Source organism: Corynebacterium faecium, from assembly GCF_027257105.1.
Taxonomy (GTDB): Bacteria; Actinomycetota; Actinomycetes; order Mycobacteriales; family Mycobacteriaceae; genus Corynebacterium; species Corynebacterium lehmanniae.
The window spans coordinates 1-24,038 of record NZ_JAPYJX010000004.1; the positions used below are offsets into that span (position 1 = coordinate 1).

The 24,038-nt window shown below is 65.6% G+C and carries 28 protein-coding genes; 16 read left to right on the forward strand and 12 right to left on the reverse strand.

Annotated elements, in window-relative coordinates:
* Positions 1-813: hypothetical protein (locus O5O53_RS04935; protein ID WP_269509545.1), on the reverse strand; the 813-nt coding region annotated here is incomplete at its 3' end.
* On the opposite strand from O5O53_RS04935, the gene O5O53_RS04940 reads away from it, so the two are divergent.
* The gene (locus O5O53_RS04940; protein WP_269509547.1) at positions 791-1,600 is read left to right on the forward strand and encodes a hypothetical protein; all 810 of its coding nucleotides are present in this window, start codon (positions 791-793) and stop codon (positions 1,598-1,600) included. The genes O5O53_RS04935 and O5O53_RS04940 overlap by 23 nt on opposite strands.
* Before the next feature lie 76 nt (positions 1,601-1,676).
* Here the strand turns inward: O5O53_RS04940 and O5O53_RS04945 are convergent, their stop codons facing one another.
* From O5O53_RS04945 to O5O53_RS04955, 3 genes are read right to left on the reverse strand one after another with little or no spacing between them, the layout of a single operon-like run.
* Positions 1,677-2,282, reverse strand: a complete 606-nt coding sequence (locus O5O53_RS04945; RefSeq protein ID WP_181888598.1) for an energy-coupling factor transporter transmembrane component T family protein — start codon at positions 2,280-2,282, stop codon at positions 1,677-1,679.
* A complete protein-coding gene (locus tag O5O53_RS04950) occupies positions 2,279-2,968 on the reverse strand; it encodes an energy-coupling factor ABC transporter ATP-binding protein (protein ID WP_269509549.1) in 690 nt (229 codons plus the stop codon). Before O5O53_RS04950 ends, O5O53_RS04945 begins: the two co-directional genes overlap by 4 nt.
* 5 nt (positions 2,969-2,973) lie before the next feature.
* Positions 2,974-3,540 (reverse strand): biotin transporter BioY, encoded by a 567-nt coding sequence (locus O5O53_RS04955; RefSeq protein WP_269509551.1) that lies wholly within the window; start codon positions 3,538-3,540, stop codon positions 2,974-2,976.
* A gap of 43 nt (positions 3,541-3,583) precedes the next feature.
* Here O5O53_RS04955 and O5O53_RS04960 point away from each other — a divergent pair, with 43 nt between their 5' ends.
* The 7 genes from O5O53_RS04960 to O5O53_RS04990 all read left to right on the forward strand — a co-directional run bounded on the left by O5O53_RS04960 (position 3,584) and on the right by O5O53_RS04990 (position 9,836).
* Positions 3,584-3,799, forward strand: coding sequence for a DUF3046 domain-containing protein (locus tag O5O53_RS04960; protein ID WP_269509553.1), 216 nt, complete (start codon positions 3,584-3,586; stop codon positions 3,797-3,799).
* Positions 3,800-4,032: 233 nt separating this feature from the next.
* A complete protein-coding gene (gene recA / locus O5O53_RS04965) occupies positions 4,033-5,160 on the forward strand; it encodes a recombinase RecA (protein ID WP_239306971.1) in 1,128 nt (375 codons plus the stop codon).
* Positions 5,161-5,162: 2 nt separating this feature from the next.
* Complete coding sequence (gene recX, locus O5O53_RS04970; RefSeq protein WP_269509555.1) at positions 5,163-5,744, forward strand: recombination regulator RecX; 582 nt, start codon at positions 5,163-5,165, stop codon at positions 5,742-5,744.
* A 47-nt stretch (positions 5,745-5,791) separates the two neighbouring features.
* Positions 5,792-6,508, forward strand: coding sequence for a 6-carboxyhexanoate--CoA ligase (locus tag O5O53_RS04975; RefSeq protein WP_269509557.1), 717 nt, complete (start codon positions 5,792-5,794; stop codon positions 6,506-6,508).
* Complete coding sequence (locus O5O53_RS04980; RefSeq protein WP_269509559.1) at positions 6,505-7,653, forward strand: aminotransferase class I/II-fold pyridoxal phosphate-dependent enzyme; 1,149 nt, start codon at positions 6,505-6,507, stop codon at positions 7,651-7,653. Before O5O53_RS04975 ends, O5O53_RS04980 begins: the two co-directional genes overlap by 4 nt.
* A 24-nt stretch (positions 7,654-7,677) precedes the next feature.
* Positions 7,678-9,204 carry a tRNA (N6-isopentenyl adenosine(37)-C2)-methylthiotransferase MiaB gene (gene miaB / locus O5O53_RS04985; RefSeq protein ID WP_181888591.1) on the forward strand — a complete coding sequence of 509 codons (1,527 nt, stop codon included), beginning with the start codon at positions 7,678-7,680 and terminating at the stop codon, positions 9,202-9,204.
* Positions 9,205-9,221: 17 nt separating this feature from the next.
* Positions 9,222-9,836: an Rv2732c family membrane protein gene (locus tag O5O53_RS04990; protein WP_269509561.1), complete on the forward strand. Its 615-nt coding sequence runs from the start codon at positions 9,222-9,224 to the stop codon at positions 9,834-9,836.
* A 142-nt stretch (positions 9,837-9,978) separates the two neighbouring features.
* Here the strand turns inward: O5O53_RS04990 and O5O53_RS11710 are convergent, their stop codons facing one another.
* Both O5O53_RS11710 and O5O53_RS05000 read right to left on the reverse strand, forming a co-directional pair.
* Positions 9,979-11,067, reverse strand: coding sequence for a GNAT family N-acetyltransferase (locus O5O53_RS11710; RefSeq protein WP_269509563.1), 1,089 nt, complete (start codon positions 11,065-11,067; stop codon positions 9,979-9,981).
* 13 nt (positions 11,068-11,080) lie between these two features.
* Entirely contained in the window at positions 11,081-12,442 is a 1,362-nt protein-coding gene (locus O5O53_RS05000; RefSeq protein ID WP_269509565.1) for a DUF349 domain-containing protein, read from the reverse strand.
* Between the two features lie 127 nt (positions 12,443-12,569).
* On the opposite strand from O5O53_RS05000, the gene O5O53_RS05005 reads away from it, so the two are divergent.
* The 4 genes from O5O53_RS05005 (at position 12,570) to O5O53_RS05020 (ending at position 15,871) form a co-directional block, all read left to right on the forward strand.
* Positions 12,570-13,136 carry a hypothetical protein gene (locus O5O53_RS05005; RefSeq protein ID WP_269509567.1) on the forward strand — a complete coding sequence of 189 codons (567 nt, stop codon included), beginning with the start codon at positions 12,570-12,572 and terminating at the stop codon, positions 13,134-13,136.
* Positions 13,133-14,032, forward strand: coding sequence for a tRNA (adenosine(37)-N6)-dimethylallyltransferase MiaA (gene miaA, locus O5O53_RS05010; RefSeq protein WP_269509569.1), 900 nt, complete (start codon positions 13,133-13,135; stop codon positions 14,030-14,032). Before O5O53_RS05005 ends, miaA begins: the two co-directional genes overlap by 4 nt.
* Positions 14,029-14,838, forward strand: coding sequence for a diaminopimelate epimerase (gene dapF, locus O5O53_RS05015; protein ID WP_269509571.1), 810 nt, complete (start codon positions 14,029-14,031; stop codon positions 14,836-14,838). The genes miaA and dapF overlap by 4 nt, the downstream gene beginning before the upstream one ends.
* A gap of 130 nt (positions 14,839-14,968) precedes the next feature.
* Positions 14,969-15,871: a hypothetical protein gene (locus O5O53_RS05020; RefSeq protein ID WP_269509573.1), complete on the forward strand. Its 903-nt coding sequence runs from the start codon at positions 14,969-14,971 to the stop codon at positions 15,869-15,871.
* 6 nt (positions 15,872-15,877) lie between these two features.
* On the opposite strand, the gene O5O53_RS05025 is transcribed toward O5O53_RS05020, so the two are convergent.
* Entirely contained in the window at positions 15,878-16,393 is a 516-nt protein-coding gene (locus tag O5O53_RS05025) for a hypothetical protein (RefSeq protein WP_269509575.1), read from the reverse strand.
* Positions 16,394-16,414: 21 nt separating this feature from the next.
* Positions 16,415-17,167, reverse strand: coding sequence for a hypothetical protein (locus O5O53_RS05030; RefSeq protein ID WP_269509577.1), 753 nt, complete (start codon positions 17,165-17,167; stop codon positions 16,415-16,417).
* A gap of 70 nt (positions 17,168-17,237) precedes the next feature.
* Here O5O53_RS05030 and hflX point away from each other — a divergent pair, with 70 nt between their 5' ends.
* Positions 17,238-18,773, forward strand: coding sequence for a GTPase HflX (hflX, locus tag O5O53_RS05035; RefSeq protein WP_269509579.1), 1,536 nt, complete (start codon positions 17,238-17,240; stop codon positions 18,771-18,773).
* Here hflX and nagB read toward each other — a convergent pair whose 3' ends face one another.
* Positions 18,774-19,499: a glucosamine-6-phosphate deaminase gene (nagB, locus tag O5O53_RS05040; RefSeq protein WP_269509581.1), complete on the reverse strand. Its 726-nt coding sequence runs from the start codon at positions 19,497-19,499 to the stop codon at positions 18,774-18,776.
* Positions 19,500-19,599: 100 nt separating this feature from the next.
* Between nagB and O5O53_RS05045 the strand changes: the two genes are divergently transcribed.
* Positions 19,600-20,910 (forward strand): uracil-xanthine permease family protein, encoded by a 1,311-nt coding sequence (locus O5O53_RS05045; protein ID WP_269509583.1) that lies wholly within the window; start codon positions 19,600-19,602, stop codon positions 20,908-20,910.
* A 75-nt stretch (positions 20,911-20,985) separates the two neighbouring features.
* Here O5O53_RS05045 and O5O53_RS05050 read toward each other — a convergent pair whose 3' ends face one another.
* The 3 genes from O5O53_RS05050 to lexA all read right to left on the reverse strand — a co-directional run bounded on the left by O5O53_RS05050 (position 20,986) and on the right by lexA (position 22,929).
* Positions 20,986-21,255, reverse strand: coding sequence for an HPr family phosphocarrier protein (locus O5O53_RS05050; protein WP_070474252.1), 270 nt, complete (start codon positions 21,253-21,255; stop codon positions 20,986-20,988).
* 133 nt (positions 21,256-21,388) lie between these two features.
* The gene (locus O5O53_RS05055; protein ID WP_239306956.1) at positions 21,389-22,177 is read right to left on the reverse strand and encodes a DeoR/GlpR family DNA-binding transcription regulator; all 789 of its coding nucleotides are present in this window, start codon (positions 22,175-22,177) and stop codon (positions 21,389-21,391) included.
* A gap of 71 nt (positions 22,178-22,248) precedes the next feature.
* The gene (lexA, locus tag O5O53_RS05060) at positions 22,249-22,929 is read right to left on the reverse strand and encodes a transcriptional repressor LexA (protein WP_181888577.1); all 681 of its coding nucleotides are present in this window, start codon (positions 22,927-22,929) and stop codon (positions 22,249-22,251) included.
* Between the two features lie 210 nt (positions 22,930-23,139).
* On the opposite strand from lexA, the gene O5O53_RS05065 reads away from it, so the two are divergent.
* Complete coding sequence (locus O5O53_RS05065; RefSeq protein WP_239306955.1) at positions 23,140-23,520, forward strand: hypothetical protein; 381 nt, start codon at positions 23,140-23,142, stop codon at positions 23,518-23,520.
* 56 nt (positions 23,521-23,576) lie between these two features.
* Positions 23,577-24,035 carry a transcriptional regulator NrdR gene (nrdR, locus tag O5O53_RS05070; RefSeq protein WP_269509585.1) on the forward strand — a complete coding sequence of 153 codons (459 nt, stop codon included), beginning with the start codon at positions 23,577-23,579 and terminating at the stop codon, positions 24,033-24,035.
* Positions 24,036-24,038 lie beyond the last annotated feature (3 nt).

The following is a 24,038-nucleotide window of genomic DNA, read 5'->3' on the forward strand; positions in this document are numbered from 1 at the left end:
GCCGAAGACCGTGGTGCCGACGGAGACGACGAAGGTCACCGAGACGCCGGTGACGACGGTTGCGGCGGTGACTGCGACGCAGACGGAGACGGCTGCGACGAAGACCGTGGTGCCCACGGAGACGAAGAAGGTGACCGAGACGCCGGTGACGACGGTTGCGGCGGTGACTGCGACGCAGACGGAGACGGCTGCGACGAAGACCGTGACACCGACGGAGACGAAGAAGGTGACCGAGACGCCGACGACGACGGCTGCGGCAACCGTCGTGTATACGACAGTGAGCGCGCCGGAGGTTACCGTGACGCCGACTGAGACGAAGAAGGTGACCACGACTCCGACGACGACGGCTGCGGCAACCGTCGTGTATACGACAGTGAGCGCGCCGGAGGTTACCGTGACGCCGACTGAGACGAAGAAGGTGACCACGACTCCGACGACGACGGCTGCGGCGGTGACTGCAACGCAGACGGAGACGGCAGCGACGAAGACCGTGGTGCCCACGGAGACGAAGAAAGCCACCGAGACTCCGACGACGACGGCTGCGGCGGTGACTGAAACGCAGACGGAGACGGCTGCGACAAAGACTGTGGTGCCCACGGAGACGAAGAAAGCCACCGAGACTCCGACGACGACGGCTGCGGCGGTGACTGAAACGCAGACGGAGACGGCTGCGACAAAGACTGTGGTGCCCACGGAGACGAAGAAGGTCACCGAAACGCCGGTGACCACTGCTGCGGCGGTGACTGCGACGCAGACGTCTTCGGCTAAGGCTGAGACGGTCACGCCGACGGTGACGGAGCAAGTTGATGTCACGCCGGTGGCAACAGCTGATGCGGTGACGGAGACAGTAACGAATACGGCACAAACCACCACGGTTACCGCAGCCCCAGTCACAACCACTGTCGCCGGTCGCTCGGAGACCGAGACTGTGACGCCGACATCCACGGTTCAATCGGACCAGGACGCAGTCGACGTTGATGCACCTGTCACGACGACGCGTACCGCTCCGAATCTGACGAAGATTGTTGCGGGTGAAACAAATGTGTACTACCGGGTGGCTGCGGCTAATGGGGCAATCGTCGAGGTTAACGACCTGCCGGAGGGCCTCGAGTTCCGCCCCGAGGACAACGTCATTGCGGGCAGGGTTGCAAAGCCCGGCAACTACACCGCGGAAGTGGTGACGACGACCGGAAACTCTACGATCGTTGAAAAAGTCCGTTTCGAGGTGGAGGCCACTCCTGAAACATCGACCGAGCACCCGCTCACCACGGTGACCCAGACAGCAACGGCACCGGCGGAGTCTCAGGGGTCGTCGTTGGACGGCAAGTGCGTCGCTGCGCTGACCGGATGGTCGCTTCCGCTTGTGGCGCTGATCCCGCTGGGGATTGCATCGCAGGTCGACCTTCCGCTGCCGGCAGGCGTTCAGGATTCACTCCATGCACTGAGGGATCAGGCGCAGCAGATGCTCCCGCAGGTTGATCCGCAGATCGGCATGATCGCGGGCGGCTTGGCAGCGGCGGCACTTGGTGTCCTTGCAATCGTCAGCATTGTCAATGCATGTGGTGGCGGTGAAGGTAGCTCCGCAGGTAGCAGTAACTAATAGCTAGCCCGTCTCAGCGCGTTCCGCCCGGTCCCTCACAGCAGGGGCCGGGCGGAACGTCGTCGTTAAGCAGGTGCTAATCAACGGCTCCGCGGGCCATGAGCGCTTCTCCCATCATCTTCGCGCGGCGCACAGACCGAATCACCAACGGGATGCCGAATGCGGTGAAGGAGAACCCGACACCGCGGGCCTTGCGCGCGTCGAGCACCTCGTTCGCCGTGGCGAGGGTGAGGGGGATAAGCCGGATCGTGAGCGCGATGGTCAAAGAGATCAGTTCGCCCGCGCGACCGAAGGGGGACAGGGCGCGGTCCAGCGCGGTGAGGAGTTCCTCGACCGGGGTGGTCAGCGTCAACAGGTTTGCCGCAGCAATGGTGGCAAGCAGCCCGACCAGCAGTGTGAGCGCAGAGGCAACGCCGTTTTGCCACACCATGAACGCGCCGAAGAAAGCCAGCACGGGCACCAACGGCACTAGCTGGCGCCACGCTACGCGGGCGGGGATCCGTGCCCATACGTAGAGCGCCAACACGAACGCGAGGGCGGCCACAGCGTGCCATGGCTGCGTCGGCAACGCGGTGACGCCGATGATGAATGCCACGAGCAACACGAATTTCAGCGCTGCACCCGTGCGGTGCAGCAGAGTCGTCCCCGGCACGTATACGCCGAGGGGCAGTTCGCGGATCACGGCTTCGCATCCATCAGGTCGGTGTAGAAGGCGATTGCCGCGTCGGGGCCGCCGTCGTAGGCCAAGGCTCCGTCGTCGATGACCAGAACGCGGTCGAATCCGCGCAGCATTTCCAGGTCGTGGGTGACCACGATCAGCTGCTGGTCCAGCGACATCAGCTCGCGCACGATGCGGCGGCGGTTGCGCAGGTCTAGCAGAGTGGTGGGCTCGTCGGCGATGATCGTGTCCGGCTCGATCACGAGCACCGAGGCGAGCGCCAGCATCTGCTTCTCGCCGCCGGAGAGGGTGTGCGGGGAGTTCTCGGCGCGGTCGGTGAGCTCGAAGCGTTCGAGCGCCTCTGCCACGCGCCGTTTGACCTCCTCGCGCGGAAGCTTGAAGCGGCGCAGGGAGAATGCCACGTCGTCGGAAACGCGCGGCATGACAATTTGGGATTCGGCGTCGGAGAAGACAAATCCGACGCGTTTGCGGATGTCTTTGCCGCGTTTGTTGGGCGTGAGCCCGTCGTAAAGCACTTGCCCTGATGTCGGCTCGATGAGGCCGTTGATCAGGCGCACGGTGGTGGATTTGCCGGAGCCGTTGGAGCCGATGATGCCGATGCGCTGCTCCGACAGGCTCACGGTGAGCGGCGCGAGGATCTGCTCGCCGTCATACGCGACGGCAGCGCCGCGGAACTCGATGAGGGGCATGGCGGTTACTTGCGGGCCCCGCGCAGATCCGGGAACGCTTGGTGCACGGCGAACGCGATGGCGATCATGAGCGCGACCTTGCCGGCGTCCGGCAGCAGAAACGGCATCTGCGCCGCCCAGGCTGCGCCGAAGGTCATGTCAGAGCGCCACATCAGGCCGAACACGCCGCAGAGGTATTGGAAAAACAGGCCAAGGTAGCCGGCGAGGATGAGGATGCCGATGCTCGCCGCTTTGTTCGAGCGGAACGGTGCGGTGTAGGCGATCGCACCGGCGACGGCGGCGGAGACGAGGTAGCCGGCCAGGTACCCGACGGTCGGCCCGCCGAGGGCGGAAATCACGGTCCGGCCGCCCGCGAGCACCGGCAGCGCCAGGCCCACCAGCAGGAAGATTGCGGCGGCGGAGAATCCGCGGCGCCACCCCAGGACGAGGCCAGCGAGGATGACCGCGGCGTTCTGCAGCACGATGGGCACGCCGGCCGCGCCGACCGGGATGGACACGAAGCCCAGCACAATGACGATGGCGGCAAAGACCGCGATTAGCGCGATATCCTGCGCCGTAGAGTTTTTCTTCATGCGCGGGAGTGTACCGCGACGGGTGGCGTGTACTGTCGGGCGCATGCGTTTGACGGAGTTTCACCAGCTTGTGCGGGACGAATTCGGCTCGGAGCGTGCGCAGTGGATCATCCAGACCCAGGTGCTGCCCGGGTTTGAGCAGACGTCTGCGCAGCTCATCGATGCCGGTGTGGACCCGCGCGACGCGTGGCGCGGGCTCTGCGACGCGTTCGACGTCCCGGAGGAGCGCCGCCTCGGGGTCGATCGCCCGGGCACGTAAGGGTCAGTTGCTTATCGACGGCTCCGCTGCCCCGGCGTGTCGTTGAATTTCGAACACGTTTGCGTGTATTCTCTGGCGTGTCGCCGTCGCGTTCTACAGTGTGCCGTGTTTTCCGCTTGGGAGAAATTTCTTCGCGTTCGAGGGAACCGAAGCGGTATGGCGATACGTCTAACTAACAAACTGTGCACGCGACGCGCCCAGCGCCGCCGAATACTTGGAGGTAGAAACACCACATGGCAACGAAGAAGAAGTCCGCGGCTTCGGCCGGCAACGACCGCAAGAATGCGCTCGATGCAGCGCTGGCAATGATTGAGAAAGACTTTGGCAAGGGTGCGGTCATGCGCCTGGGCGACGACAACCGCCCGCCGATCCAGTCCATTTCTTCCGGCAACACCGCCATCGACGTCGCACTCGGCATCGGCGGTTGGCCGCGCGGGCGCATCGTGGAGATCTACGGTCCGGAATCTTCCGGTAAGACCACTGTGGCGCTGCACGCGATTGCGGAGGCGCAGCGCGCCGGTGGCATTGCGGCGTTTATTGACGCCGAGCACGCCCTCGACCCGGACTACGCGCGCAAGCTCGGCGTAGACACCGACAACTTGCTGGTCTCCCAGCCGGACACCGGCGAGCAGGCGCTCGAGATTGCGGACATGCTGGTGCGCTCGGGCGCGATCGACATCATTGTGATCGACTCGGTGGCGGCGCTGACCCCGAAGGCGGAGATCGAGGGCGAGATGGGCGACAGCCACGTCGGCCTGCAGGCCCGCCTGATGTCCCAGGCGCTGCGCAAGATGACCGGTGCGCTGTACAACTCCGGCACCACCGCCATCTTCATTAACCAGCTGCGCGAGAAAATCGGCGTGATGTTCGGCTCCCCGGAGACCACCACCGGCGGTAAGGCGCTGAAGTTTTACGCATCCGTGCGTTGCGATGTCCGCCGCATTCAGACGCTGAAGGACGGCCAGGACTCCATTGGCAACCGCACCAAGATGAAGGTGGTGAAGAACAAGGTTTCCCCGCCGTTCAAGATCGCCGAGTTCGACATCATGTACGGCGAGGGCATCTCGCGCGAGAGCTCGATCATCGACATGGGCGTGGAAAACGGCATCGTGAAAAAGTCCGGCTCCTGGTTCACCTACGAGGGCGACCAGCTAGGCCAGGGCAAGGAGAAGGCCCGCATCTTCCTCAAGGAAAACCCGGAGCTGGCGGACGAGATCGAGGACAAGATCTTCCGCGCGCTCGGCGTGGGCAAATACGCCAACGCTTCCGACGAGCTGACGGACGAGCCGGTGGATATGGTTCCGAACATCGACTTCGACGACGAGGACGACGTGGCGGCACCTGCAACCGCGGAGAAGTAGTTGTGGCGGACGCGGACAAGATTGCCCGGCTCCAGGCGGCGCTTGACGCCTACGAGCCGGGCACCGGTCTTTTCGACCGGACACACGAGGAGGCCCTAGCGCCCGTGCGCAAACGGGCGCTTGGCCTGCTGGACCAGCGTGCGCGTTCCCGCGCAGAGCTGCGCGAGCGGCTGGTCAAGGCCGAGTTCGAGCCGCAGGTTGTGGACGAAGTCCTCGACGACCTCGCTGGCTCCGGCCTGATCAACGACTCGCAATTCGCCCACGAGTGGGTGCGCCAGCGCGCCGCCCGCCGTGGCAAGTCCGCCCGTGCGCTGGATATGGAGCTGCGCGACAAGGGCGTTGGGGGAGCGGACCGCGCCGCGGCCCTGGAGCAGATCTCGGACGAGGACGAGGAGCACACGGCCCGCGCGGTTGCGGAAAAGTCCGCACGCAAAGTAAAAGCGGCTCCCGCAGACCGCGCCGAGTACGACAAGCACCTGCGCCGCGTCGTGGGTGCGTTGGCCCGGCGCGGCTTCAACCAGGGCATGGCGCTGCGCATCGCACGCGAGGAGCTGGACGCACGCATCGCCGAGTGCGAAGAGTAGACCGAAACCCTGAACAGCGTTCAAGGCAGTCTCCTAGACTTGCCCGCATGGCATTGTTCAGCGTGAAGATGCGCTCCAGCGCAGGCGGTACTCACATCTCCGGCGCGGAGCGCATCGTGGAGGAGCGCGGGGTGCCCAACGTGTGTGCCGCGATGGGCACGCGGGCACTCGCCCACGGCAAGGGAAAACCGGATTCGATCACCGTCACGGTGACCGCCATCGACGGGGAAGTCGCACATATCCCGGCGTTGCCAATCACGGAGGCGCACTGCGCGGACCCGGCAGAGGCCCGCGAGACCGTCATCGAGACCCTGGCTCCGCTGACCCCGCACGCGGTCAAAGCGTGGGAGCTGCTCACCGGTGTGCGCGACATGCGCGGGGCCATCCTCTTCCACGCGGCAACCGGTGCACGCCTCGAGCCGGACCACGCCCGCGGCGTGCGGGTGACCTCGATGGACGCCGCCACCGCCACAGGGGAGCGTCCCGAGGCGCACTCCGGCAAGACCCGCGTCACCGATGCGCTTGTGCTGGCCTCCAAGGTGGCGCACCACCCGGCGGTGCTCGCCGAGGTCTGCATCTCGGACGATCCGGACTACACCACCGGCTATGTGGCCTCCAGAGAGATGGGGTACCTGCGCGTGCCCAACATAAAGCCGGGCGGCTCCCCACTGGGCGGGCGCCTATTCGTGGTGGACACCGACGACCCTGCGGACCTGATTGACTACCTCGAGCACACTCCAGTCCTGGTCGGGGAGACCAAATGAGCTGGCTCGACAACGTCGCCGAGCAACAGTGCGACAACTGGCACAGCCAAGGACTTGAGCGCACCCCCGCAATCTTCAGTACTGGCCAGACCCCGGTAACGACCATCGATGGGCGCGAATACGTCCTGTTCAGTTCCTCGAACTACCTGGGGCTAGCCGAACACCCCGCCGTGACTGAAGCGGCCTCCGACGCACTCAACCAGTTCGGCGCGGGCTCTGGCGGCTCGCGCCTGACCACCGGCTCGACAGCCCTGCACACCCAGGTTGAGCGCGACTTCGCGCGCTTCCTCGGCTACGACGACGCCGTGTTTTTCTCCGCCGGGTTCATGGCCAATACCGGTGTGCTGCAGGCGCTCGCCGGACCGGACACGTTGATCTTGTCGGACGAGCGCAACCACGCCAGCATCATCGACGGCTGCCGCCTGGCCAAGGCCCAAGGTGCCACGGTGCGCGTGTACCGCCACCGCGACCCCGCGCACGTCGACGAGCTGCTTCGGCAGCACTCCGGAGACGCAATCGTGGTCACCGACGGTCTGTTTTCCATGGACGGCACCCTCGCGCCCGTCCCCGAACTGATCGCCGTCTGCCGCGCCCACGGCGCCGCACTCATGGTCGACGACGCGCACGGCACCGGCACCCTCGGCGCCACGGGCCGCGGCATAACGGAGCACTTTTCGCTTATCGACGACCATCCGGACATCCTCGTCGCCACCTCATCCAAGGCACTCGGAGTCGAGGGCGGGGCAGTGGCTACCTCCGCACCAGTGGCTGCGCTGCTGCGGCAGAAGGCCCGCACCTTCGTCTACTCCACTTCGTCCACGCCGGCCACGTGCGCGGCGGTTTCGGCGGCCATCGGCGTGCTCGAGGGCGACGGTAGTCCGGTGCCTGCGCTGCACCGCAACATCCGTCGCTTGGCAAGCCAGCTCGGAATGGGCGAGTGGGCCAGCCCGATCATCCCGGTGCCCATCGGCGACGAAACGCGCGCGGTGAACGCGTCCGCCAGGCTCCGGGAGGCCGGGTACTTCGTGCCCGCCATCCGCTGGCCGACCGTCCCGCACGGTGCTGCGATGTTGCGGGTGACGGTGATGGCCACGCACACCGACGCACAGATCGACGGGTTGGCTCACGCCATTTCGCGGTTGTAGCTCACCTGGATAGACTGTCTCGCCGTGACTACGGCGAGCACCACCCAAAACAGCAATCCCCGCACCTACGAGGTGCGCACGTTCGGCTGCCAGATGAACGTGCATGACTCCGAGCGTCTTTCCGGCATGCTCGAAGACGCGGGCTACGTCGCGGCCGACGCCGGTGAGGAGCCCGACCTGGTGGTCTTCAACACCTGCGCGGTGCGCGAGAACGCGGACAAGCGCCTCTACGGTTCGCTGGGCCAGTTGAAAAACGTCAAGGCCGACCACCCGGGCATGCAGATCGCCGTCGGCGGGTGCCTTGCGCAGAAGGACCGGGACACCGTCATTGAAAAGGCGCCGTGGGTAGACGCTGTCTTTGGCACCCACAACATCTCTGCGCTGCCGGCGTTGCTCGACCGGGCGCGTGTGGAGGATGAGGCCCAGGTGGAGATCGTGGAGGCCCTCGAGGTCTTCCCGTCCGTGCTGCCCGCCAAGCGCGAATCCGCCTACGCCGGCTGGGTGTCCATCTCGGTGGGCTGCAACAACACCTGCACGTTCTGCATCGTGCCCAGCCTGCGCGGCAAGGAGGTGGACCGCCGCCCGGGCGAGATCCTCGCCGAGGTTAAGGCGCTGGTGGATCAGGGTGTCTCCGAGGTGACCCTGCTGGGGCAGAACGTGAACTCGTACGGCGTGAACTTCGTCGACGAGGACATGGAGCGCGACCGTTCTGCCTTCTCCAAGCTGCTGCGCGCCTGCGGCGACATCGAGGGCTTGGAGCGCGTACGTTTTACCTCCCCGCACCCGGCGGAGTTCACCTCCGACGTCATCGACGCGATGGCGGAGACCCCGAACGTGTGCCCGCAGCTGCACATGCCGCTGCAGTCCGGCTCCGACAAGGTGCTCAAGGACATGCGCCGGTCCTACCGCTCCAAGAAGTTCCTGGCCATCCTGGACGAGGTACGCGAGAAGCTGCCGCACGCCGCGATCACCACCGACATCATCGTCGGTTTCCCTGGCGAGACCGAAGAGGATTTCCAGGCCACCCTCGACGTGGTTGAGAAGGCCCGCTTCACCTCCGCGTTTACCTTCCAGTACTCGCCGCGCCCCGGCACCCCGGCGGCGGAGATGGAGCAGCAGATCCCCAAGGCTGTGGTCCAGGAGCGCTTCGAACGCCTCCACGCATTGCAGGAGCGCATCAGCGCGGAGGAGAACGCGAAGCTCGTCGGCACGCAACAGGAACTCCTCGTCCAAGAAGACGGCCGCAAGAACGACCGCACCCATCGCATGTCCGGCCGCGCCCGCGACGGCCGCCTGGTGCACTTCGCGCTCGAGGGCAACATCGACGGTGAGGTCCGCCCGGGCGATATCGTCACCGTCACCATCACCGACGCGAAGCCGCACTACCTGATCGCGGATTCCGGCATCCACGAGCACCGCCGCACCAAGGCCGGCGACAACTCTGAGCGGGGAGAGGTGCCCACCACCGCGCCCATCGGTGTGGGCCTTGGCCTGCCGACGATTGGCCAGCCCGCCGCCGCTCCAGCAGATTCCGCCTGCTGCGGTAGCTAGGGCTACAGTTGGGCGACATGACGCAGCCCAACACCGAATCCCTTGCCCGCGCGGAGAAGAAAGCCGCATCCACCGTGGACATGGGGGCGAAGCGCTGGGTGCTCGCCGCCGCAGTAGCCATCTTCCTGGTGGCGCTGTTCCTGCCGTTCGTGGGAGGGGCGTCGCTGTGGCAGGTGCTTGCTGCAACTGACGCGGCGAAGGACGCCCAGACCGCGATCACGGAGTACGTTTTCGCGTGGATCTCCTTCATCGGCGTCGGTGTGCTGACCACACTTGCCGTTGCCACGCAGCGCTTCGCGCTCGCGGTTCCCGCGTGGATGGTCACCACCGTCTCGCTGGTCTACTCCGTGCTGGGCATCTGGCTGCGCAACTCCAACGCCTCCGGTATCAGCCGTGGCCCCGGCTACTACCTGGTCCTGCTCGCGGTGGTGATCGTGGTGTGCACAGTGTTCCCGCTGATCCTGTCGCGCAACGAGGAGCAGGCGGCCGTCGCGAGGAAGCGCGCCGAGGCGCAGGGCAAGGACGAGGTGGCGCTCGCGCAGCGCGCCGCAACCAGGGAGCAGGAAAACCCTTTGCTTATCGACGACCGCCGTGCCCGCGCAGCAGAACGTCACCGCAAGACGTCGGACTAACGGATATAAAGCCGGGGCGGGTCACCCAGCCCCGCAAAGGCCGATATCGGCGTTTAGCGTGACCGCCGATCCGCGACCTGGTCTTTTGTGGCAGCTCACCTGGTAAACGCCGATATCGGCGTTTACCAGGTGGGCGCGTTGCCTACCTTTTCTGCCACGCGGTGGTGGAGGAAACCACCTCCGCGCCAAGGCTCCGCATGATGGCGTTCGCCGCGGGGGAGTCGGCGGGGTAGGAGCAGTAGACCGTCTCTAGGTCCTCCCAGATCTCTTTGGCGCGCGTAAGCGACGCTCGCAGCAGTGCCGAGCCGATGCCGCGGCCGCGGTGCTCGGGCAGCAGATAGATCAAACCGAGTTCGCAGACTTTCGGGTCGTCCGAAAAGTACCGGACAACCTCGCAAAGACCGACGCACTCGTCGTTGACGTATGCCAGGCCAGTGAGCTGGGAGCCGCCACGGTCCTGCAACCTGGCGCCGGCGTCCTGAATGCGGGTGAGGTCCCACTCGATGGTGTCCATGACCAGTTCGCCGCGGGGGTAGTCGCGCGAGGCTGAGGTGAGCAAACGGGAGAACTGCTGCACCTCGTCCGCGCCCGCCTTGCGGCGCGAGAAGAACCCCGGTCCCTCGATGACCGCAAACTCGGCGTCCGCCGTGCCCTCGGGGCCAGGCAGCCCCTCGATCGCGGAGATGGAAAACGTGCCCTGGTCCTCGCGGAACACCGGCGCGTAGCCGTAGCCCCGCGCGTGCGGCGGTTCATCTGCTGCAACAGCGTGGGTGACCCACAGTTGGCGGGTGGGGCGGGTGAGGCGGGCCGACAGGTCGTCGAGAAGCTTCAGCGCGCTTTCCCACGGTGCGTCGGGGATGGGCTCGCCCGGAAGGGGAGCGAGCTCGGAGTCGAAGGTGAAGTTCGCCTCGATCACCCCGCGGTCCTCCAGCAGAGGCAGGGAGACGAACAGCCAGGCGTCGAGGGAGTCGAGGTCTTCGGGGAACAGCTCCGGGTAGCCCAGGTCGGTGACCGGTCGCAGGTGCTGCGTTGAAACTAAGCCGAACAACATGGCCTCAGACTCGGCGGAGGGCTCTAAACGCTTGACAATGTGCGCGGCGGAGACGCCGGAGGTGGCAAGACCCGTGATGTCCTGGATGGCCAACGTGGCGGAAAAGGCGTAGCCCCCGACCACGGCCTCGGCGTTGTCGCCGTGGTCTGGTCGGGGGAGAAAAAGGTGGGGGTGGAGCACTCGCGCTAACTTACTAGCCTTCGTTGATGGCCTTGGCGGCGACGTCGGCGAACTCCTGCCACTGCTTCGCCTGCTCGCGCAGGGAGGCGGCCTTGGTGGCGTCTCCCTTGGCCTCGGCGGCCTCGGCCTGCTTGGTAAAGTCGTCGGCCTTGACCTGGAACTGGTTGACCTTGTCCTGCTGCGCCGGGTCGGTCTTGCGCCAGCGGGAATCCTCGGCCTCAGAGACGCGCTGCTCGATGCGGCCGATCTTGTCCTCGAACTCGCGCACACGCCCGCGGGGGACAAAGCCGATCTCGTCCCACTTGTCCTGCAGCTCGCGCAGCTTCGCCTTTGCCGCGCCGAGCCCCTTAGCGGGGTCGATGAGCGAGTCGTACTCGGAAATCAGTGCGTCCTTCGCCTCGGCGTTGGCCTCGAACTCGCGGTCGCGCTCGGCGTTGACGGCGTTGCGTGCCTCGAAGAAGTGGTCCTGGGCGGCGCGGAAGCGCTCCCACAGCTTGTCGTCCACCTCGCGCGGGGCGCGGCCGGCGGCCTTCCACTCCGTCATCAGGTCGCGGTACGCGCGGGCGGTGTGGCCCCAGTCGGTGGAGTCCTTCAGCGCCTCGGCGCGCTCCACCAGCTCCTCCTTGGTCTTCCTGGCCTGGGCGCGGTTGCGGTCCAGCTCGGCGAAGTGGGAGCCGCGGCGGCGGTTGAAGCTGTCGCGGGCGCGGGAGTAGCGCTTCCACAGCTCGTCGTCCGTTGCGCGGTCGATGCCGCGGATGCCGCGCCACTCCTCCAGGATCGCGCGGATGCGGTCGCCCGCGGCCTTCCACTCGGTGGAGTTCTCCGCCAGGTCCTCGGCCTCTGCAGCGAGCGCTTCCTTGCGGGCGATCGCCTGCTCGCGGCGCTGCGCCTTTTGCTCTTTCGCCTTCTCGCGCGCGGTATCGGTAGCGTCGATCGCCTTGTCCAGGCGGGCTTCCACGGCGTCGATGTCGCCGATCACGGCCGCGTCGTCAAGCGATGCCTTGAGCGCCTCGGCGGACTTGCGCAGCGCATCCGCGTCCTCCGGGTGGGCGCGCAGGCGGGTTTCAATGAGCTCCACCTCGGTGACCAGGTCGTCGTAGCGCTGGCCGTAGTGGGCCAGGCCTTCTGCGGGCGTGCCCGCTTGCCAGGAACCGATCTGGCGTTCCTCGCCGCCGCGGGTGAGGAAGACGTTGCCCTCATCGTCCACGCGACCGAACTTGGACGGGTCCGACGGCTCGCGCGCCGGCAGGGGAGCCGGGGTGACGGTCTTCGCGGCTGCTCCTGGGCGCGGGCCCGGCTTCTTCGCCATCGCAGCCGGCGACGGTGCCTTGGTGCCCGGGGTCGGAGTGGAGTTCGAATCGGTCATGGTGGACATCCTTTCCGCGGCCGTTGATGTGGCCGCACTGTGCCGCGCGTCGCGGCTGCCTTGCGCAATGCGTGCGATATTACCGGCACTTCACGCCCTGCGGGGAGCAAACGGGGCGCTGGGTAGGGTTGTGCGCGTGAGACCCAACCTCTGGATCGTGCCGGGATCGCCGGCACTCGCGCTTTCGCCTGGCGACGCCGCTTCGCAACGCCTCCTCCAGGACGTCCGCACGCTCGCAGACACCGCCGGTGGCAGGGCGATCGACATCGTCTGCTCGCTCGATGAGCGCTGGCGCACCGCCCACACCGGCTCTCTCAAAGCCTGGGGCGGGCCGGGGATCACCGTGCGCGCGGGCAACCACTTAGGCGAGCTGGTCGCACGGTTCGCACTGGGGGACCCGGAGGTACGCGAGGTCCGCGGGGAGATCGGCGCCCCCGACCCGGACGCGGTGACCGTGGTGGTGCTCGACGGTCCGGCCGGGCTGACCCCGCGGGCCCCGCTCGCGCTGGTCGACGGCGCGCCGGAGTACCACCGGCGTCTGTGCGGGTGGTTGGACGGTGGGCAACCGGAGGTCGTCGATAAGCAATTGCTCGAACCCGCACTCTGGCACGAACTGGCGACGCTGCGGCCGCGAGAGGCGCGGCTCATCGACCACGACGACACCTTGGGCGTGGGGCGCTACGTAGCGGAGTGGAGCGTATGAAACCGATTGCAGTAGTGGGACCGACCGCCAGCGGCAAGTCCGCCCTCGGCATCGCGCTGGCGCATAAGTTCGGCGGCGAAGTGGTCAACGTGGACTCCATGCAGCTGTACAAGGGCATGGACATCGGCACCGCGAAGCTGCCGGCGGCCGAGCGCGAGGGCATCCCGCACCACCTGCTGGACATCTGGGAGGTCACGCGCACCGCGTCGGTGGCCGAGTACCAGTCGCTCGCGGTGGCGACGGTGGAGGAGATCATGGCGCGCGGCAAGGTGCCAGTGCTGGTGGGCGGCTCGATGCTGTACGTGCAATCGCTTATCGACGCCTGGACGTTCCCGCCCACCGACCCTGCGGTGCGCGCGAAGTACGAGGAACGCCTGGCCGAGATCGGCGTGGACGCGCTGCACGCGGAGCTTGCAGAGGTGGACCCGGCCGCCGCCCGCACCATCGAGGACAAGGACCCGCGCCGTACCGTGCGCGCCCTCGAGGTGATCGAGCTGACCGGCAAACCCTTCCAGGCCTCGCAGCCGCCGAAGAACGCAGCACCCCGCTGGGGCACGCGCATCCTGGGGCTGCGCACGAACGCCGAGTGGCTGAACCCGCGCATCGAGCTGCGCACGCGCATGATGTTTGAGCAGGGGCTTATCGACGAAACACGTGGCCTGGTGGACGCCGGCCTCGTGCGAGAATCCACCGCCGGCCGCGCGATCGGCTACGCGCAGGTGCTGGCGATGCTCGACGGCGAGCTCACCGAAGACGAGGCCGTGGCGCAGACGATCACCGGCACGCGCCGGTACGTGCGCCGCCAGCGCTCCTGGTTTAACCGCGACCCGCGAACCGTGTGGCTGGACGCGGCCGGCGCGGACGTTGTGGGCGCCGCGTTAGACTCGCTGGCGTGAAATTTATCAAAGCGCACGCCACCGAAAACGACTTCGTCGTCCTCATCGACGTTGAGGACACCCTCGACGTGACCCCGGAGCAGGTCGCCTTCCTCTGCGACCGTCGCGCCGGCGTCGGCGGAGACGGGTTGCTGCGCGTGGTGCGCCGCGGGGGAACAGACGGCATGTGGTTCATGGACTACCGCAACGCCGACGGCACCGTCGCGGAGATGTGCGGCAACGGCATCCGCGCGTTCGCCCACGTGCTGGTGGCCGAGGGGCTGGAGGACGCCACCGAGTTCGACGTGGATACCCGCGCCGGTGTCAAGCACATCCGCGTGATCTCCGCCGACTGCGCCGATGCGATTGTGTCCGTGGGCATGGGCCGCGTTGAGGTCACCGGCGTGTCCACCGCGGCCATGGGGGATGCGCAGTTCGCCGGCATTGGTGTGGACGTGGGTAACCCACACCTGGCGTGCGTGATCCCGGGGATGACCTCCTCGGACCTGGCTGACATGGAGTTCGTGGCACCCGAGTTCGACCCGGAGTTCTTCCCCAAGGGGGTGAACGTGGAGGTGCTCACGGAGCTGGATCAGGGGGGCGTGCACATGCGCGTGTGGGAGCGCGGCGTGGGCGAGACCCGCTCCTGCGGCACCGGCACCGTCGCCGCCGCGCAGGCGGCGCTTGCGGACGCGGGCATCGAGAACGGCTCCGTGATCGTGAACGTTCCGGGAGGGGCCATCGAGGTCGTGCTCGAAGATGGCGAGGCCACGATGACCGGCCCGTCGACAATCGTGTTCCACGGGGAGCTGGCGGACGAGCTGTAAGGCAGTTCCGTCGGGGCGCTGGCGGTTCAACCCAGCCTGAATATTTATTGCAAATCCAGCACGGTTGCATGCGCGGGGACTTACTATTCAGCTGTCGTTGTTTCACCCAGCTTTCCGACAGGAGTTTTCCATGCAACGCAAAGTAATCGCCTCGGCTGCCGCCCTTGGGGTCATGGCATCAATTATCTCGGCACCCGTAGTTGATGCAGCGGAGATTGGCCCGCGCGCGGGTAACCAGTGCTCCGTGAAGCTCAACCAAGAGGAAAAGGACTATCTAGCCGAGACCAACAAGCCGATCAACAACACCAACCTGATGGATGCGTACGCCAAGGGTATCGAGGGTGCGTTTCCGCAGATCAAGAGCTGGGCTGACTCGACACTTTCCAACCCGCAGGTCGTTTCTGGACTGAAGAAGTTTGATAGCGGACGTGAAGGCGACATCACGATAGCGGAAGAGGATGCGCTTGAAGACGCCATCGACAAGATCTACGAATACGACGAAATGGGCAATTACATCGGCAGGGTCTACGCGTGGGCACGTCTCGCTGAGAAGTACCCGCGGGTAGTCGACGAGTTGACCTACGGCGCTGCCGTGCAGCCAATGGAAAAGGTTGCTGTAACGGCCGTGGTCGCAAGTAATCAGTCGCTCGCTGAAGTGAACTTCGGTGCCGAGATTGCGAAGACGCTCCACATTCCGTCCGGTCGGGTGGATGGCTTCATTAGCGGCATCAACGGCTCGAAGCTGGGTAAGGTCTTGAACGCTGTTCAGGACGAATACAACCCGGCAGTGGAAAAGGCGATGGCGGCCTGTGCTCAGGGCGGAAACGCTACCGTCGCGTACCCGACGAAGGGTTACGCAAGCAACTTCTTCAACATTCCGGAGGAGAACATTCCGGAGGAGAACGCCGGGAAGATCATTGGCATCATTGCCGGTGTACTAGCGGCGATCGGCTTGCTCTTTGCCGGCTTCGTCGCAGTTGCCCCGCAGCTGGGGATTGCGCTGCCGTTCGAGCTGCCGCAGCTTCCGTACTAGGAGTACTTACGCCGGGCCGATTTCTTTCGCGGCCCGGCGTGCGTCGTCCCAGGCCTCCTGCAGCTCGAAGGCGCGCTCGTCGGCGACAGTCAGGATGCGCTCCAGCTGCGCCTTGTCGGTGGAGGTGGATTCCAGGTAGCCGTCGATGCGCTCCAGGAAGCGCCGGGCGGAAGACGCACGCAGGAGAAATTCGTTGACCTGCGGCACCGAGTTATCCGGGTTAGCCAGGGCGGGGTAGTGCAACGTGCGGTCCGCGATGTCGGAAGCGGACGCACCGTGCTGCAGCAGCTCGTAGGCGTCGAGCACCTCGGCGATGTCGTCGCGCGCGTACTGCAACGACGATCGGATCGCCAGCACCTCCGGGTCCACCTGCATGCGGCGGGCGAACAGTACCGCGCCGACGATGAGCAACGCTGACAGCAACAGACCCGGCAACTTGAGCGAGAGCACAAGCACCACGCACGCGGCGAGGACAAACGCGCCGAGCAGCGCTCTGGAGAGGTCTTTGTCAGGTGAGCTCATTGTGGGCCCCGAAACTCCCGGCTAGTGGCCGCCGCACCCGCAGGATCCGCCGCAGCCCCCGCAGCCGCTGCCGGAAGGCGTCGGAATGGAGCCGGCCATCACGGCGGTGCCCGCGATCACGGAATCGCGTGCGGGCAGCTCGCCGTCGGGCAGACAAACGTCGAACGGGAACGCCGCATCGACGGAGACGTGGATGAAGCGCTGACCGGTCAGCGCGGAGGTGCGGTACTCCGCCTCCAGCACGCGGGCCGAAAACTCGGCGCTTGCATCCGGGGTGGTGGCGCTGCCGCTTGCCACGGCCTCGGCGCCGGGGGAAGCCACGGTGCCGACAACAGTGCCCGGGTGCAGGGCCAGGTAGGCCTCGGTGGATTCGTAGCGGTCCACCGCCAGGCCCAGGGCCGTGACGGAGAGTTCCTGCCACTCGAGCGCGGGATCGTCCACAAGCAGTGGCTCCTGCGCGAGGTTCACGGTCAGCGACGCCATGGCGTTGCCGCGGGGGTCGACCACATCGGCAAGCGCGACGACGTCGTTAAGCGGCGTGATGTGCGCGTAGGTGCGGGTGACCGACTCGAAGCCCGCGAAGGTGGCGAACGGCTCCACAGCCAGGATGTTCAGCTGCGCGCCAGACGGGTCGGTGTACTGGATCAGCTGGCCTCCCCGGACTTCGCCGACGACGGCGAGGCGGTCAGTGGCGATCGCGGCTTCGACCGCGTCCTGCCACCTGTTAAAGCTCAAGCCGAGTGCGGAAAGATCGGTGCTGACTGCTGTACTCATGGCCGTTGATTCTAGTCAATCGCCCCGACCGGGAAGAATCCTGGGCCTTGCCGCGTTTAATCGGGTAGATATGACAGTGACAGATTCAACACACAGGAAAGATCGCTTTTTGCTTGAAGACGAACTGACGCCCGAGCAGCGCACCCACGATGAACTGCTGCGACAGGCGTTTCGCCACAACGAGCCACAGCCCGGTGCGGAACCCACGGTCGGTGCGCTGGACCTCGCCGACCGCAACGCGTTCCGCAGCGTTACCGGAGCCACCGAACTCCGCTCTGAAGAACAGACCGACGGGTACGAGGTTGAGTACCGCAAGCTCCGCCTGGAGGAAGTGCTCCTCGTCGGCGCGTGGACTGAGGGAACCACTGCGGAGATGGAGGCGAGCATGTGGGAGCTGGCGGCGCTGGCGAAAACTGCTGGCGCCGACGTGCTGGACATGCTGTACCAGAAGCGCGACAAGCCGGACCCGGGCACCTACATCGGCTCAGGCAAGGTGGCGGAGCTGCGCGAGATCGTGCAGGCCACCGGCGCGGACACGGTGATTTTCGACGGCGAGCTCTCGCCGTCGCAGATGATCGCGCTTGAGGAAGCGCTAAAGATCAAGGTGATCGACCGCACTATGCTCATCCTCGACATCTTCGCCCAGCACGCGAAGAGCAAAGAGGGCAAAGCCCAGGTGAGCCTCGCGCAGATGGAGTACCTGTACAGCCGCACCCGCGGTTGGGGCGGCAACCTGTCGCGCCAGGCCGGCGGCCGCGCCGGCTCCAACGGCGGCGTGGGCCTGCGTGGCCCCGGTGAGACGCGTATTGAGGCGGACCGCCGCCGCCTGCGCACCGAGATGGCGAAGCTGCGCCACCAGCTTCGCGACATGACCACGGCGCGCGAGGTCAAGCGCGCGCAGCGCCAGCGCTCCACCATCCCGAAGATCGCGATTGCCGGCTACACCAACGCGGGCAAGTCCTCGCTGATCAACGCGATGACGGGTGCCGGCGTGCTGGTGGAGGACGCGCTGTTTGCCACCCTGGACCCGTCCACACGCAAGGCGAAGCTCGCGGACGGGCGCAACGTGGTGCTCACCGACACTGTCGGGTTTGTGCGCCACCTTCCTACGCAGCTGGTTGAGGCGTTCAAGTCCACGCTTGAAGAGGTCGCCGGCGCCGACCTTTTGCTGCACGTCGTGGACGGTTCGGACGCGTTCCCGCTGAAGCAGATCGAGGCCGTCAACGAGGTGCTCGCCGAGGTCACCCGCGATTCCGGCGAGGAAATGCCCCCGGAGATCGTGGTGGTCAACAAGATCGACGAGGCCGACCCGCTGGTGCTGGCCGAGCTGCGCCACGCGTTTGAAAAAACCGGCCGCACGGCAGTGTTCGTCTCCGCGCTGACCGGCGAGGGGATTGAGGAGCTTGAGGCGCGCATCGAGCAGCACCTCAACTCCATTGACGCGCACGTGACCATGGTGGTGCCCTACACCCGCGGCGACGTGGTCAGCCGCGTCCACGACGAGGGCACGGTGCGCTCGGAGGAATACGAGGAGGCAGGCACGCGTATCGACGTCCGCCTGCCCCGCGTCCTGGCCGAGCAGTACGCGGAGTTCGTAGTCAGCTAGCTATCGGTTGAGCTTCGCCGCGGCATCCTCGTCGAGGATGACCGTGGTGCGCGTGTGGTTCTGCAGCACCGACGCCGGGCAGCCCGGGGACACCGGTCCCTCCACCAGCGCCTTGACCGCGTCGGCCTTGTTCGGGCCGGTGGCGATGAGCACGATGGTGTGCGCCTCCATGATGGTGCCCACGCCCTGGGTCAGGGCCTTGCGCGGCACCTGGTCCTCGTTGTCGAAGAAGCGGGCGTTGTCCGCCACCGTGGTGGGGTGCAGGTCGATTTCGCGCGTGCGCGAATCAAGGGCGCTGGGCGGCTCGTTGAACGCGATATGGCCGTTGGCGCCCACACCCAGGATTTGCACGTCCACGCCGCCGGCGGCTGCGATGCGCTGCTCGTAGCTGCGGGTTTCAGCTTCGGTGTCCGCCGACAGGCCGTCGAGAGACTGCACCTTTGCATCGTCGATGTCGACATGGCTGGTGAACTCGCGGCGGATGGTGGCGTAGTAGGACTGCTCGTCGGAGCGTTCCAGGCCGACGTACTCGTCCAGGAGGAACGCGTCGCACTGTGCGAAACTCAAGCCTTCCTCGCGGTGGCGGCGGATCAACTCCATGTACGTGGGGGTCGGGGTTGAACCCGTGGCCAAGCCGAGGGTCGCGCCGTCACGAACAAACGGTTCGATGATGTCGGCTGCGGACACGCCTACTTCTTCGGTGGTGGGGCGCACAATGATTTCCATGGTGCTCAAAATAGCAAGGCCACACTGAGAGCTATCTACTTTGCCCGCCAGGCACCCCCGGCACAGGAAAAATCAGGTGGCGGGGTGATAATGGCATTTCGTGACTAACACTTTCGGCTGGACCATTCACGGAGACGGGCGCACAGTGCGCCCCGGGGCTGTTGTCGCCCCGGACGAGCGGCTGAGCTGGCCGCGCACCATCGGCATCGGCATGCAGCACGTGGTTGCAATGTTCGGAGCCACACTGCTAGTGCCCACCCTGACCGGATTCCCGGTGAACACCACGCTGCTGTTCTCCGGGCTGGGCACCATCATCTTCTTGCTGATCACCCGCAATAAAGTGCCCAGCTACCTGGGTTCGTCCTTCGCCTTTATCGCTCCGCTGACGGCGTCGCAGCAGTACGGCGTCGGCGCGCAGTTGGGCGGGGTGCTGCTGACCGGTGTGGCACTCATCCTCGTCGGCATCGTCGTTGAATGGGCGGGCAAACGCGTCATCGACGCGGTGATGCCACCCGTGGTCACCGGCGCCATCGTCGCGCTCATCGGCTTCAACCTGGCGCCGACCGCGGTGTCGAACGTGGAAACCCAGCCCTGGGTCGCGGCGGTAACGCTGCTGACGGTTGTGGTGGTCACCGTGGCCACCCGCGGCCTGTTCTCGCGCCTTTCCATCCTCATCGGCGTGCTCGTCGGCTGGCTGTTCGCGGCCTTGACGGGCGGCTTGGGCGAGGACGCACTGCAAACGATCGCCGACGCCCCGTGGATCGGCCTGCCGCAGTTCCACCGCCCGGAGTTCCACGTCTCCGCCGTGCTGGTGACCCTGCCGGTGTTGGTCGTGCTGATCGCGGAGAACGTCGGCCACGTCAAGGCCGTATCCGAGATGACTGGGCGCAACCTCGACGATATGCAGGGCCGCGCGCTGATCGGCGACGGCATCGCTACCACGCTCGCCGGCGGTTTCGGCGGGTCCGGCACCACCACCTACGCCGAAAACATTGGCGTGATGGCGGCGACGAAGGTGTACTCCACCGCAGCGTATTGGGTGGCCGCCGCGTTTGCGATCGTCCTGGCGTTCATCCCGAAATTCGGCGCCGTGATCTTCACCATCCCCGCCGGCGTGCTCGGCGGCGCGTGCCTGGTGCTCTACGGGCTCATCGGCATGCTGGGCGTGCGTATCTGGCAGGACAACAAGGTGGACTTCACCGATCCCGCGAACCTCACCGCGGCCGCGGTTGCGCTGATTGTGGGCATCGGCAACCTCACGCTCGACATCGGCGCTGTGACGTTGGAAGGCATCGCGCTGGGCTCAGTGGGCATCATCGTGATCTATCCGTTGATGCGCTGGGCGTACAACACGTTGGGGGAGGGGCAGTACCGCAAGGAGTTCGACGTGTCGAAGCCGTCGACGTTCTAGCGGCTGGCCCATGCTGCACGTGAAAACGCCCGGGCACAGTGCCCGGGCGTGAGCTCGTCGAGAAGCGAAAAGTGTTTACTCCTCGTCGAGGTTCTGCTCGATCAGCGCCGCAATCTTCTCCACGGCATCGGCGTTGTCGGAAGTGACAGTGACCTCGTCGCCGTGCTCCGCGCCCATCGCCATGATCATCAGCGAGGATGCGGCGTCGGTCTCGTCGTCATCGTCGCCGCCGACAAGCGTCAGCAGGATCTCGTCGTCGTACTCGCCGGCAGCATCTGCGATCACCGTGGCCGGGCGAGCGTGCAGCCCGACGGTGGAACCGACCTTCACAGTCTTGGAAGCCATTCGGGTGTCCTTTCCGTTGTTTTTCATTCAAGTCTGCAACGAGTGTAGGTCGCATTCATGCGAAGATGCCACCATTTTCGCGCAGAAAGTCAAAGAACGCCCCAGTGAAATACGTCGGGCGGCGCACCGAGGGTTACTGGGGCTGCGCGAGCACGACCTCGATACCGTGCGAGCGCAGTTCGTCCACGAACGCGGAGGGCGCTTCGGCGTCGGTGATCACCACGTCGATGTCCGTCAGCGGCGCGAAGCTGACCACATAGTCGTTGCCCAGCTTCGTGGAGTCGCACAACACGACAACCCTGCGGGCGTTGGTGACCATCGCGGCCTTCACCGCCGCCTCCTTGGCGTCCACAGTGGACAGGCCGTGGCCGATGGACAACGCGTTGGTGCCCACGAACGCCACGTCGGCGCGCAACAGAGCGAGGGTGCGAAGCGCGGTACTGCCGACGACTGCCTGACTGATCGGCCGGACTGAGCCGCCGAGAAGCTGCACATCGTGCAATCCGGAATCGCTCAGCTCCAATGCAGTGGGGATGGAGTTGGTCACCACCGAGTACTCCCGGTCCCCGCGGGTCTCCGCCAGACGCCTGCCCAAGCTGCTGATCGTCGTGCCCGAGTCCAAAAAGATGGTGCAACTTTGCGCATCCGGCACGAACTGCAGCGCGGTTTCCGCAATCGCGGCTTTAGCGGCAAGGGAGGCGCGCTGACGGGTATCCAGCGGAATTTCCGTCGAGCGGTAGGACTGGCTCGCCACTGCGCCGCCGTGGACGCGGTGCACAGCGCCTTCGTCGTGCAATGCCGAAAGGTCACGGCGGATGGTCTCCGCGGTGACGTCGAAGCGCTGCGCCAACTCAGTGACGTTGACGCGGCCTTCAACTGCGGTCAAAGACGCGATTTGGCGTCTACGCTCCTCGGCGTACATCGATCTCCTGCGCTTGTCGTTATGTGATTTCCGGTCTGTGGGGCTGCGGCTGCTCGATGCAAACGCACCGACTACAGCGTACGGAACACCGAGATGACACGCCCCATGATCTCCGCTTCGTCGCCCTTAATCGGCTCGAAGGCATCGTTGTGGGGCAACAGCCACACACCGGTGGAGTCGCGGTGGAACTCCTTGACCGTCGCCTCACCGTCGAGCAACGCCGCGACGAACTCGCCCTCCTCGGCGTTCGGCTGGGAGCGGACAACCACCCAGTCGCCGTCGAGGATGCCGGCGTCGCGCATGGATTCGCCGACGACCTTGAGCATGAACACATCGCCGTCACCGAGCAGCTCCTCGGGCAGGGGGTAGTAGGTGTCCACGTTCTCCTCGGCGAGGATCGGGGCACCCGCGGCAATCTGTCCGACTACCGGCACGTAGCGGGCATTGCCAGAATCTTCCGGCTTCGCCTCCTGCGGCTTGCGCTTCTTTCGGCCGGCTTCCGGCATTTGGCGCAAGTCCACGGCGCGGGGCTTGTTCGGGTCGCGGCGGAGGAATCCCTTCTTCTCCAGCTCTTTGAGCTGGTATGCGACAGACGAGGTGGACTGCAGCCCGGCCGCGTCACCGATCTCGCGGATGCTCGGCGGGTAACCGCGCAGGACCACAGCGTCCTGAATGACCTGGAGGATCCGGCGCTGGCGGTCTGACAGCGCGTTGTAATCCGGGTTGCCTGGATCGGACTTCTTTCGTGCCATGACGTTCTCCTTGGACTCGGTGGCGTTGTGCGCCTACGAACCTACCAGATAGGGCACTCATGTTCGATGGGTGCAAGCTTTGGATGGACACGTATTGAACGTGATGCTATAAATCGAACACGTAAGCGTATTCGAACAAATGAACGTTAGAACGTTCGAGCGTGTCGGTGCCGAACGTAGAGTGTGCCGCAGAAAGAAGGGAGACACACCATGTCAGTTGCAATCAATCCAGTACACAACACGTTAGTTGGACGCGCCGGAGCCGCATCTGTGGTCCCTCCGGCAGAAGTCTGGGATGTTGAATCCGCACCGAAGCGTCGAACAGGCGGCGCCGGTGTTCGAGCGATTTCCGGATCCCATCGAACGGGTGCTCGCTCATCCGTCAAGGGGAGTCTGGACGGTCCTTCCAATGTGAACGCGTTCGAAACACGGCACGAGACGCGCGATACGCTCCTGCTCGGCGTGTGCATGACTGCGGCGCTGCTTATCGGTTCCGCATTCGGCGGTGTTTTCTCGGCGCAAGCAGAGGATCCTTCGTCCATGTCCAGTGGCCAGGCGGCTCATTCGGCTGTGGCGGCAACTGCGCGCTAGGCAGGGCGTAGACTCACGGCTACGCCAAGCCTTGAAAACTATGGGGGTGGAAGACCGTGTTTTGTCCTTTTTGCCACAACGAGCAATCTCGTGTGACTGACTCGCGGCTGGTCGAGGCCGGCTCAGCAATTCGCCGCCGCAGAGAGTGCACCGAGTGCGGGGGGCGTTTCACCACAGTGGAAAAGGCCGTCCTCACTGTTGTGAAACGCAACGGCGTGAGCGAACCGTTCGACCGCGACAAACTTATCGTCGGCGTGCGCAGAGCATGCCAGGGCCGCGATGTCACCGATGACGCATTGAAGCGTCTGGCCCAAGAAGTGGAAGAGACTGTGCGCGCGCAGGGCAGCTCGCAGGTGCCCGCCCACGAGATCGGCCTGGCCGTCCTCGAACCGCTGCGTGTCCTCGACGAGGTGGCGTATCTGCGCTTCGCCTCCGTGTACAAGTCGTTCGAGAGCGCGGACGACTTCGAATCCGAAATCCGGCTCATGCGCCGCCGCGACCGCGAAGATTTCTAACCC

Coding starts and splice junctions, on each gene's coding strand:
- O5O53_RS04950 (WP_269509549.1), bottom strand. CDS start 2,968: ATGCCCCTCATCGAGTTCCGCGGCGCTGCCGTCGCGTATGACGGCGAG.
- O5O53_RS04955 (WP_269509551.1), bottom strand. CDS start 3,540: ATGAAGAAAAACTCTACGGCGCAGGATATCGCGCTAATCGCGGTCTTT.
- O5O53_RS04960 (WP_269509553.1), top strand. CDS start 3,584: ATGCGTTTGACGGAGTTTCACCAGCTTGTGCGGGACGAATTCGGCTCG.
- recA (WP_239306971.1), top strand. CDS start 4,033: ATGGCAACGAAGAAGAAGTCCGCGGCTTCGGCCGGCAACGACCGCAAG.
- O5O53_RS04975 (WP_269509557.1), top strand. CDS start 5,792: ATGGCATTGTTCAGCGTGAAGATGCGCTCCAGCGCAGGCGGTACTCAC.
- O5O53_RS04980 (WP_269509559.1), top strand. CDS start 6,505: ATGAGCTGGCTCGACAACGTCGCCGAGCAACAGTGCGACAACTGGCAC.
- O5O53_RS04990 (WP_269509561.1), top strand. CDS start 9,222: ATGACGCAGCCCAACACCGAATCCCTTGCCCGCGCGGAGAAGAAAGCC.
- O5O53_RS05000 (WP_269509565.1), bottom strand. CDS start 12,442: ATGTCCACCATGACCGATTCGAACTCCACTCCGACCCCGGGCACCAAG.
- miaA (WP_269509569.1), top strand. CDS start 13,133: ATGAAACCGATTGCAGTAGTGGGACCGACCGCCAGCGGCAAGTCCGCC.
- O5O53_RS05020 (WP_269509573.1), top strand. CDS start 14,969: ATGCAACGCAAAGTAATCGCCTCGGCTGCCGCCCTTGGGGTCATGGCA.
- O5O53_RS05025 (WP_269509575.1), bottom strand. CDS start 16,393: ATGAGCTCACCTGACAAAGACCTCTCCAGAGCGCTGCTCGGCGCGTTT.
- O5O53_RS05030 (WP_269509577.1), bottom strand. CDS start 17,167: ATGAGTACAGCAGTCAGCACCGATCTTTCCGCACTCGGCTTGAGCTTT.
- hflX (WP_269509579.1), top strand. CDS start 17,238: ATGACAGTGACAGATTCAACACACAGGAAAGATCGCTTTTTGCTTGAA.
- nagB (WP_269509581.1), bottom strand. CDS start 19,499: ATGGAAATCATTGTGCGCCCCACCACCGAAGAAGTAGGCGTGTCCGCA.
- O5O53_RS05050 (WP_070474252.1), bottom strand. CDS start 21,255: ATGGCTTCCAAGACTGTGAAGGTCGGTTCCACCGTCGGGCTGCACGCT.
- O5O53_RS05055 (WP_239306956.1), bottom strand. CDS start 22,177: ATGTACGCCGAGGAGCGTAGACGCCAAATCGCGTCTTTGACCGCAGTT.
- lexA (WP_181888577.1), bottom strand. CDS start 22,929: ATGGCACGAAAGAAGTCCGATCCAGGCAACCCGGATTACAACGCGCTG.
- O5O53_RS05065 (WP_239306955.1), top strand. CDS start 23,140: ATGTCAGTTGCAATCAATCCAGTACACAACACGTTAGTTGGACGCGCC.